At 41.5% G+C, this 2,687-nt stretch carries 4 protein-coding genes; 3 read left to right on the top strand and 1 reads right to left on the bottom strand.

The genetic code is table 11. The features are described from left to right. The 3 genes from HOO90_RS10250 to HOO90_RS10240 form a co-directional block, all read left to right on the top strand. Positions 1–312 (top strand): asparagine synthase-related protein (locus HOO90_RS10250; RefSeq protein ID WP_292842695.1); only part of this gene is annotated, 312 nt, incomplete at its 5' end. A 17-nt stretch (positions 313–329) separates the two neighbouring features. Further along, complete coding sequence (locus tag HOO90_RS10245; RefSeq protein WP_292842693.1) at positions 330–1,076, top strand: bifunctional 2-polyprenyl-6-hydroxyphenol methylase/3-demethylubiquinol 3-O-methyltransferase UbiG; 747 nt, start codon at positions 330–332, stop codon at positions 1,074–1,076. Beyond that, positions 1,073–2,182, top strand: a complete 1,110-nt coding sequence (locus HOO90_RS10240; RefSeq protein WP_292842691.1) for a glycosyltransferase family 4 protein — start codon at positions 1,073–1,075, stop codon at positions 2,180–2,182. The genes HOO90_RS10245 and HOO90_RS10240 overlap by 4 nt, the downstream gene beginning before the upstream one ends. Before the next feature lie 17 nt (positions 2,183–2,199). On the opposite strand, the gene HOO90_RS10235 is transcribed toward HOO90_RS10240, so the two are convergent. Beyond that, the coding region (locus HOO90_RS10235; RefSeq protein WP_292842689.1) for a hypothetical protein at positions 2,200–2,687 on the bottom strand (488 nt) is incomplete at its 5' end.

Raw genomic sequence — 2,687 nt, 5'->3', positions numbered from 1 at the left:
AATTATAAAATGCGTGAGGGCCAAACTAAATGGCCGTTGCGCCAAATGCTTTATCGCCACGTACCACGTGAGCTAATAGATAGGCCTAAAATGGGCTTTGGTGTACCACTACACGATTGGCTACGAGGACCTTTACGTGAGTGGGCAGAAAGCTTAATAAGTGAAGAGCGCTTAAGGCGCGAAGGATATTTTCATCCGGCATATATTCGAAAAATTTGGGCAGAGCATTTAAGTAGTCAGCGTAATTGGATGGCACTTTTGTGGAGTGTGTTAATGTTTCAAGCGTGGCTAGAACAGGAGAGTGGGAGATGAGTGTGTTGAGAAAGTTCATGAATGCTAATGTTAGTTTAAGCAAATGGTTTGATAGAAGGTTTTTACCATCAACTTTTTTGGTGGATGGTAATAAAGATTTCATTAATCGAATGGCACCATCATATTTGCAGCAAGGAATGAAAATTTACGATGTGGGAGGGGGCAAACAACCTTTCGTGGATGTCAATAAAAAACAACAACTTGGTTTAACTGTAGTTGGTATAGATATTTGTCAGTCGGAGTTAGATCGTGCCCCAGTTGGGGGTTATGACGAAACCATTTGTGCCGATATTGCAAAGGTTGAAGGGTTTGGTGATGGTGACTTAGTAATTTGCCAAGCGGTGTTGGAGCATTTTAAAGACACTGAAGGTGCTATTAGATCTATTGCAACTTTATTAAAACCTGGAGGTAAGGCATTAATTTTCGTACCAAGTCGTAACGCCATATTTGCTCGACTCAATATTTTATTACCCGAAAATATTAAGCGGAAAATTTTGTTTAGTGTTTACCCATCAACAAGTACTGCGCAGGGGTTTCCCAGTTTTTACTATAAATGTACACCAAATGATTTTATTGCAATGGCAAAGCAAAGTGGTTTGAAAGAAGGGGAATCCCGCTATTATTTTATCAGTAGCTATTTCAGCTTCTTGTTTCCAGTTTATTTGGTATGGCGATTTTGGATAATGCTATTTAAGGCAATCGCTGGGCGTCAAGCGGCGGAAACTTTTTCAATGGTTTTGGTTAAAGATGACTCAAGTACATGAAAGTAGTTATTGGTTTAAATACTGCTTGGAATTTAGTTAATTTCCGCGCTGGTTTAATAAGAGCTTTGGTTGCAAATGGGTATGAGGTGGTAACAGTTGCACCAAGTGATGATTATGCATCGCGTCTTACTGAGCTCGGCTGTCGATTCGTTGCATTGCCGATGGATAACAAGGGCACTCATCCTGGGCGTGATTTATTGTTATTTTTTCGGTTCTTGAAATTACTCCGTAATGAACGCCCTGATGTATTTTTGGGCTATACCATCAAACCAAATATTTTCGGATCACTTGCAGCTCATATGTTGGGTATTCCTGTGATAAATAATATAGCAGGATTGGGTGCTGTATTTATGCGAGATAATTGGCTGACACGTTTGGTAAGAAGACTTTACAAGTTAGCTTTGTCGCGCTCATGCCATGTATTTTTTCAGAATAACGAAGATTTGCAGATGTTTGTTGAGCAGGGTTTAGTTACAGTAAACAAGGTGAGCCGACTACCTGGGTCTGGTATTGATCTCGTTAAATTCCCCTATACACCGATGCAGTCGTCAAAAAATCAAACATTTTGTTTTTTACTTGTTGCACGCTTGCTATGGGATAAAGGTGTTGGCGAATATGTTGAGGCTGCACGAATTTTGCGCAGCACATATCCTGATATAAAATTTCAACTACTTGGTTTTTTGGATGTTAAAAATCCATCAGCTGTTTCTAGTGAGCAGATGGCAGATTGGGTAAAAGAAGGTGTGGTTGAGTACCTTGGAGTATCAGATGATGTGAAGCACTATATGGTTGCCGCTGATTGCGTGGTGTTACCATCTTATCGTGAGGGCGTGCCACGCTCATTGTTAGAGGCAGCTGCAATAGGTAGACCAATTGTAACAACAGATGTAACTGGTTGTCGCGATGCAGTTGATGATGGCCTCAATGGCATGCTTTGCAAAGTGCGAGATCCACTAGATTTAGCGGAAAAAATGTTAGAGATGATTCAAAAGACACCGCTAGAACGTTACTCTATGGGGGCTGCAGGTCGTTTGAAAATGGAGAGCGAGTTTGATGAGCGATTTGTAATTGATAAGTATCTACAAGTTATACAAGAAATTCGCTAGTTAATTTGTATTCAATCTTATTTCGCCGTAAACCCCGTAAATTGATAAGCTAACGATATACCCGCCACATTAGCTTTAAAGTCACCCTTTAATGCCTCCATACGGCCTGCCGTGGCTAAAATTGATAGCGCGTCTGTTATTTGGTAGCCTATAGAGGCGTTTCCTTGTGCTACTAATCCGCCGCCAACTCTTAGACCGCCGCCGCCAGCCGCGCCTAGCAGAGCTTCGCCTTCTACAAACCAATTATCAGTAATTGCCCATTTTGTGCCTAGGCCGACTTCACCTACCATATAAGCGCCAGCTTTGCCTGCGTAGGCGGCTAGGCCTTGACCTGTGATAAATAAGTTTGGTGATATAAAGTAATCTATTTGTACGCCTAGGTTGCTAACTGGCTTATCAACAAAGACTCCGCGCCATTGAGGGTCTGCTTTAAAGTAAGTTTGGTTTGCAACTCTTACGCGCATTATTTGGCCGTCAAAGTCGTTTAATGCATTCCATGAAATTG

This window comes from Methylotenera sp. (genome assembly GCF_013141425.1).
GTDB lineage: Bacteria > Pseudomonadota > Gammaproteobacteria > Burkholderiales > Methylophilaceae > Methylotenera.
Note: the sequence above shows the minus strand (reverse complement) of the source record. Positions and strands in the feature narration are given on the sequence as shown.